Raw genomic sequence first — 6,777 nt, 5'->3', positions numbered from 1 at the left:
CCTGCGCGGCCTTCGTCGCGGCCTCGATCGTCAGGTGCGTCGACGTCATCGTGTTGCCGTTGTCCGCGTCGGCCATGACGGCGGCGGGAGCGGCGGCCGGGGCGGCGGCGTTCGCGGAGACCACGCCGAAGGTACCGGCGGCGACGACAGCGGCGGCGGTGGCACCGAGGAGGATCTTCTTCATGAGGGACTCCGTAGAGGTGAGGAGGAAAGGAGGAGGAGAAGCCTGCGAGCGGTTCGTTCCTTCGCTCTGCATCGATCCTCCTGCCGGAACCGGCGCCCGACGGTCCACGGTCCGGCTGCCCTCCGCGCGCACACCGGACGACGGGGCTGTCAGCCGATCGGTTGATGCCCGGTTGGTCCCTCCGGGCCACCATGGACGAGTACACCCAGGTCAGGAAGGCAGGGAGGCGGCACGGTGACCCGGCCCACGGAACACGACCCGGACGCCCGCTGGCTGGCGCGGGTCATGCACATCGCGTTCTTCCTGCTGCTCGGCGCCTCCCTCGCCCGCTTCCTGCTGCGGCACGACTGGGAGGCCCGCAGCCCCTGGATCATCGCCCTCACCGGCGCCCTCGCCTCCCTCTACCTCCTGGGCCCGGTCCTCGGCACCCGCGCCACCCCGCGCCGCATCGCCTGGCTCGGCACGGTCGTCACCGTCTGGGTCGTCCTCGTCGTCCTCGCGCCCAGCTTCGCCTGGTGCGCGGTGCCGCTCTTCTACACGGGCTTGCGCACCCTCCCGCCGCGCGCCGCCCTCGGCCTGGTCACCCTCCTCACCGCCTTCGTGGTCTTCGCACAGGTCCAGCTCTCGCACGGCGGCTGGGACCCGAACCTGATCGTCGCCCCGCCGGCCGTCGCCGCCCTCGCCACCGGCGTCTTCGTCCACTCCGACCGGCAGGCCGCCCGCCAGCGGGCGCTCATCGACGACCTGATCCGCACCCGGCGCGAACTCGCCGCGATCGAGCGCCGCGAGGGCACCCTCGCCGAGCGGCAGCGGCTGTCCATGGAGATCCACGACACCCTCGCCCAGGGCCTGTCCAGCCAGCAGATGCTGCTCCAGGCGGCCGACCGCACCTGGGACAGCGACCCGGTCACCGCGCGCCGTCACGTCCGCACCGCCGAGTCCATCGCCGAACGCAACCTCGCCGAGGCCCGCCGCTTCGTGCAGGACCTCGCCCCCGCCGACCTCGCCGGAGGCGGCGGCCTGGAGGAGGCCCTGCGCGGCCTCGCCGCCCGCGAGTCGGCGGCCTTCCGGGTCGACGGGATCGCGGTGCCGCTGCCCGACCGCGTGCAGGCGGCGCTGCTGCGGATCGCGCAGGGCGCCCTCGCCAACATCCGCGAGCACGCCGGCGCCGACTCCGCCGCCCTGACCCTCACCTACCTCGACGACCAGGTGGTCCTCGACATCGCCGACGACGGCCGCGGCTTCGACCCGGCGCTCGCGCGCGAGCAGGCCGAGCGGGGCCACGGCCTGCCCGCGATGCGGGTGCGGGCCCAGCAGCTCGGTGGCACCCTGACGGTCGAGTCCACCCCGGGCGAGGGCACGGTGCTCTCCGCCGCGATCCCGCTCTCCCTGGAGTCCTGATGTCCGTACGGATCCTCCTCTGCGACGACCACGTCGTCGTCCGCGCCGGCCTGCTCGCGCTGCTGGGCAGCACCCCCGACATCGAGGTGGTCGGCGAGGCGGGCAGCGGAGAGGAGGCCGTCGCGATGGCGGCGAAGCTGAAGCCGGACGTCGTCCTCATGGACCTCCAGCTCGGCGCGGGCATCGACGGCGTGGAGGCGACCCGGCGGATCGCGCCCACGGGGGTCCACGTCCTGGTCCTCACCACGTACGACACGGACGCGGACATCACCCGGGCCATCGAGGCGGGCGCCACCGGCTACCTCCTGAAGGCCGAGCGGCCCGAGGAGCTGTTCGCCGCGATCCACTCCGCCGCCCAGGGCCGCACGGCCCTCTCCCCGCCGGTCGCCAGCCGGGTCATGGACCGCATGCGGGGCGCCGCGGGGCCGAGCCTCACCGACCGGGAGCGGGACATCCTCGGGCAGCTGGGGCGGGGCCTGGGCAACCGGGAGATCGCTCGGGCGCTCTTCATCAGCGAGGCGACGGTGAAGACGCACCTGGGCCGGATCTACGCCAAGCTCGGCGTCGACACCCGCGCGGGCGCGGTCGCGGTGGCGAAGGAACGCCGCCTGCTGCCGTAGCCGCCCGCTGCCCTGGGGCGCCCGCTGCCCTGGGGCGCCTACTGCCCTGGGGCGCCTGAGCCCGCAGTAGCCCGTTGGGCTGGTCCGGGGTGCCGTTCCCCCACGCCACAGCGCCCCCACTGCTACCGTGCGTCGTCACTCGACCGCACGGTGTCATGTCTCAGTGGGAGCGCACGTGAAGCTCGCGATCGTCGGCGGCGGCCCCGCCGGCCTCTACCTCTCGATCCTGCTGAAGCGGCAGGACCCGTCCCACGACATCGCCGTGTACGAACGGAACCCCGAGGGCTCCACCTACGGCTGGGGCGTCACCTACTGGGCCGGGCTCCTCGACAAGCTGCGCGCGGGCGACCCCGAGTCCGCGGCCGCCGTCGCCGAGGCCTCCGTCACCTGGACCGACGGCGTCGCCATCGTCCGCGACGAGCGGACCGTCCACCGCGGCGACGCGGGCTTCGGCATCGGACGGAGGCGGATGCTCGCGCTGCTCGCCGACCGGGCCGAGGAGCTCGGCGTACGGGTCGAGTTCGAGCACGACATCCCCGGACCGGACGCCCCCGAACTGGCCGGCGCGGACCTCGTCGTCGCCGCCGACGGCGTCAACAGCGTGCTCCGCGAGGCCCACTCCGAGCACTTCGGCAGCGAGGTCACCGCCGGCCGCAACCAGTACATCTGGCTCGGCACCACCAAGGTCTTCGACTCCTTCAGCTTCGCCTTCAAGGAGACCGAGCACGGCTGGATCTGGTGCTACGCCTACGGGTTCAGCGGCGAGCGCTCGACCTGTGTCGTCGAGTGCTCCCCGGAGACCTGGACCGGCCTCGGCCTCGACACGCGCGGCGAGGCCGACAGCCTGAACCTCCTGGAGAAGCTGTTCCACGACCTCCTCGACGGGCACGAGCTGATCGGCCGCGAGCGCGCCGACGGCGCCGCCCAGTGGCTGACCTTCCGCACCCTCACCAACCGGGTCTGGCACCGCGGCAACCTCGTCCTCCTCGGCGACGCCGCCCACACCACGCACTACTCGATCGGCGCGGGCACCACCCTGGCCCTGGAGGACGCGCTCGCCCTCGCGGACGCCCTGAGCGCCCCCGGCGACCTGGACGCCGCCCTCACCGCGTACGGGAAGCGGCGCCGCGCCGAGCTCGTCTCCGCGCAGAGCGCCGCCCGCTACAGCGCCCAGTGGTACGAGAACCTGCCGCGCTACATGAGCCTGGAGCCCGCCCAGATGTTCGCGCTCCTCGGCCAGCGCCACTCGCCGCTGCTCCCGCACGTCCCGCCGCAGCTGTACTACCGGATCGACCGGGCCGCCGAGCAGCTGGAGGCCCTGCGCCGCCTCAAGCGCTGGCTCGGCCCCCGGGTGGCCCGGGCGGTCCACGGCCGCCGCTGAGCCCCCCCGGGCCGGGAACGGCCGTGGACCGTCACCGGTCCCGGATCACCGATCCCCGCGTGTCACCGGCCGTAGCGGGCGGCGCGCCGCCGGCGTGTCGGGGCCGTCACGTCGGGGATCACGCCGGCGCCCTGGCCCGGGGTCTCCTCCCAGGCCCGGAGCCGGCCCGCGACCAGTGCCAGCCGGGCGTCGCCGGGCCGCGCGGCGAGGTGGAACAGACCCTCGTACGGACGGCGTTCGTCGCCGCCCCAGCGGACGAGGCCCTCGGTGTCGGCGAGGATGTCGCGGACGACCAGCACCTGCCCGGCCGTGAACCCGCCCCGTACACCCCGCGGGTAGGAGCCCGGACGGATGACGACGGCCGTGCCGGAGGCCTGGTTCGACTCGGGGAGCCGGCCGTCCCTGACGGCCGCGGGCGGCACCCAGCCTTCGAGCTGGTCCGGCTCCCCGGCGCGGCCGAGGGCCTCGACCTCGTAGTGGAACCGGCGGATCACGTGGATGAGGAGCGTCGCGGGGTCTCCGGCGCGGACGGCGACGGTCAGGCCCGTGCCGACCACGGGCCGGGTGATGATGTCGCCCTCGACGTCGACGGCCTTCTGCATCTCCCAGCCGTTGGCGGACGGCCGCCCGGTGGCGAACCGGCGGTGCCGGGCCTCGGCGCGGCGGATCGCCGCCTTCAGCTCGTCGTTCTCGAACAGCGCGTCGCTCCCGGCGGGCGGGGGCACCGGAGGCCGGGGCGCGGCGGCGGCCGGTGTGGCGAGGAGCCCGGTGGAGGCGAGGCTCGCGGCGGCGGTGGCACCGGCCGCGGTGACGAGGGCGCGCCTGCGGGTCAGGTCGGTGGGGTTCAACGGATCGGCCCTTCTTCCGTGGTGTCGTGCGGTGGCAGGGGTGGGTGGGACGCTCGGGGAAGGGACCGTCAGCGGTTGCGGATCAGGGCGTTGTAGCGCTCGAAGATGGCGTAGAGCGGCATCCGCAGCTGCGCGTGCTCCACCGCCACGCTGTCGGGGGTGCCCTGGTACCGGCGCAGGACCGTGCGGGTCTCGTCCAAGGTGTAGTCGAGCGCGGGGAGACGCATCGCGGGCTCGGCCACGTCACCGGCCTTTCCGGCGGCCCCCCACATGTGCAGGTACGCGACGGTGGTCAGGTTGAAGACGGGGTCGCCGTTGAGCCTCAGCCACATCCCGAACCGGTCCTCGTCACGGAGGTGGCCGAGCAGGTCGCCCTGGAGCATCCCCGCGAGGATCGCCCAGTTGCGGGAGAGGATGCCGGTGCGTCCCGAGATCTTGGCGATGCCGGTGCTGCTGTCGACGAACTTCTCGACGACGGGCAGGTCCTTGGCCCAGTCCGGGACGATGCCGGTGTGGTACTGGATGACGCCGGCGTCCTCCACCTGGTCCTTGATGCTGTAGTGGCAGCGCTCCCAGAAGGCCGAGGTCTGGATGAGGGCCTTGCGCATGCGGAAGGTGCGGGCCGCCGCGGTGATCGTGTCGTCGTACCGCATGATCTCGTCGAAGCACTCGCGCACGGTGTAGACGCGTCCCGTACCACCGGGCTTCCCGATCTCCGCCATGTAGTTCTCGACCTCCATGCCCATGAGCGCGAGGTGGGCGGGGTCGAAGGCGACGTCCAGCCTCTCCGCGCTGGTCGGGTGGAAGTCGCTCTGGCCCCGGTCACGCCGCGAGGCGAGGTTGTTGTCGATCTCGATCCGGCCGTCGCCCGAGCCGATCGTCTTGGTGACGATCTGGTCGAAGGCCCAGTCGACGGGCAGCGGATAGCCGAGGTTGCCGGAGAACCCGGACGACATGTCCGACACGAAGCTGGCGTCCGAGTAGCCCTTCCCCGAGACCCGGGAGCACACGTTGCGCGGGCCGTAGACCCCGATGTCGTACGGGTCGCCCAGGCGGTCCATCTCCCGCCGGAGGCTCTGGAAGTACGGGAGGATGTAGCTGGTGACCTCGTCGTCCATGGCGTCGTAGTCGACGGCGAAGTAGATGCGCGACCGCGCCTTGAAGCCGTGCTGCTGCGCCTTGTGCACGGCCGTCCGGCAGTCCGTGACGCCCTGCGCGGGGCTGTAGTAGTCGACCGAGCGCGCCCAGGTCTGGTAGATCGGGAAGCAGCGCAGCCCGGCGGCCTTGATGGTCTCCAGCTCGCCCGGCTGGATCTCCTTCTCCGGCAGGGAGGTGGTGGACGCGTTGTACAGGTAGCGGCCGATGACCTCGTAGCCGGCGGCCTTCAGCGCCGCGGCGCGGGCGGGCGTGATCTTCGTGACGCCGTCGCAGGCGGCGCCCGCGCGGGTCTGGTCGCCGTACGAGACGAGCAGCGACGCCCAGGTCGGGAAGTCTCCCGCACCGGTCTGGGGGACCTGGGAGAAGTTCTGGAACGAGCGGACCGTCGCCTCGAAACCGGTGTCGAACACATCGGTGAAGGGCGCCATCCGCCCGTTGAGCACCATGGCCGCGGTGAACAGCTGCACCCACACACCGGAGGAGCCGACGGACAGGGTGCGGGACTTCAGGCCCGCCTGGGTGCCGGGCCCGAAGGCCCCGTTGGCGACGCCGTCGGCCATGCCCAGCTCGTACTGGATGGCGAAGAGCATCGACTTGGCGACGTCACGGGAGTGGTGGCCGTCGCAGGGGATGACGTAGAAGTCCTTGCGGTGGATGTAACGGCTGTTCAGCCAGCGCTGGATGGCGCGGATCTTGTCCAGGCCGTAGTTGACGGTGACGTAGGCGTCCATGTTGAACAGGCCCTTGATCACCTTCGGCTGGAGGGAACTGTTGGGGTAGGTCTCGCCCAGCCCCATGTCGTCCTTGAGCTTCAGCACCGCGTTGTGGACGCGGGAGTTGTACGTCCCGTCGATGTCGCCGCCGTCGTACCCCTTGCAGTACAGGGCGGACTGGATGATCTTGGCGAAGTTCGGCGACGGGAGCCGGGTGTCGTCTATCTCCCCGTACGTCGTCTGGATCGTGGAGAGGGTGGTCGGGCCGAAGCTGTTGGAGAGCGCGGTGATGCCCAACTCGTACTGCAGGGCACGCGTGAGGGCGTACATGACCACCCACCCCGTGCGGCCGTTCTCCTCCAGCTTGGGGATGCCGAGCGTCGCGCCGTCCATGTAGGTGAGGTTGATGAATCGCTGGGCGCGCAGCACCATTTCGTCGGCCATCGGACTCCTTGCTCCAGGGTGCGGAAAG

5 protein-coding genes and 1 pseudogene are annotated in these 6,777 nt (G+C 72.2%); 3 read left to right on the top strand and 3 right to left on the bottom strand.

Annotation, left to right across the window (positions count from 1 at the left end):
- Window positions 1-184: pseudogene (locus tag IE237_RS38320) on the bottom strand (heme-binding protein); the annotation flags it as partial.
- A gap of 234 nt (window positions 185-418) precedes the next feature.
- On the opposite strand from IE237_RS38320, the gene IE237_RS38315 reads away from it, so the two are divergent.
- From IE237_RS38315 to IE237_RS38305, 3 genes are all read left to right on the top strand, one after another.
- Complete coding sequence (locus IE237_RS38315; protein ID WP_189806825.1) at window positions 419-1,585, top strand: sensor histidine kinase; 1,167 nt, start codon at window positions 419-421, stop codon at window positions 1,583-1,585.
- Entirely contained in the window at window positions 1,585-2,205 is a 621-nt protein-coding gene (locus IE237_RS38310) for a response regulator (protein ID WP_015035223.1), read from the top strand. Before IE237_RS38315 ends, IE237_RS38310 begins: the two co-directional genes overlap by 1 nt.
- A gap of 175 nt (window positions 2,206-2,380) precedes the next feature.
- On the top strand, window positions 2,381-3,586 hold the full coding sequence (locus IE237_RS38305; protein ID WP_189806824.1) for an FAD-dependent monooxygenase: 1,206 nt from the start codon (window positions 2,381-2,383) through the stop codon (window positions 3,584-3,586).
- Between the two features lie 62 nt (window positions 3,587-3,648).
- Here the strand turns inward: IE237_RS38305 and IE237_RS38300 are convergent, their stop codons facing one another.
- Window positions 3,649-4,434, bottom strand: a complete 786-nt coding sequence (locus tag IE237_RS38300) for a hypothetical protein (protein ID WP_189806823.1) — start codon at window positions 4,432-4,434, stop codon at window positions 3,649-3,651.
- A gap of 68 nt (window positions 4,435-4,502) precedes the next feature.
- Window positions 4,503-6,749 (bottom strand): glycoside hydrolase domain-containing protein, encoded by a 2,247-nt coding sequence (locus IE237_RS38295; protein ID WP_189806822.1) that lies wholly within the window; start codon window positions 6,747-6,749, stop codon window positions 4,503-4,505.
- Window positions 6,750-6,777: the final 28 nt, after the last annotated feature.

This window comes from Streptomyces tanashiensis (assembly GCF_014648895.1).
GTDB classification, from domain to species: domain Bacteria; phylum Actinomycetota; class Actinomycetes; order Streptomycetales; family Streptomycetaceae; genus Streptomyces; species Streptomyces tanashiensis.
This window is presented reverse-complemented; position numbering and strand designations above follow the sequence as displayed.

Bases quoted from the DNA above. Each gene is read 5' to 3' on its own strand.
- IE237_RS38310 (WP_015035223.1), top strand. From the start codon at position 1,585: ATGTCCGTACGGATCCTCCTCTGCGACGACCACGTCGTCGTCCGCGCC.
- IE237_RS38295 (WP_189806822.1), bottom strand. From the start codon at position 6,749: ATGGCCGACGAAATGGTGCTGCGCGCCCAGCGATTCATCAACCTCACC.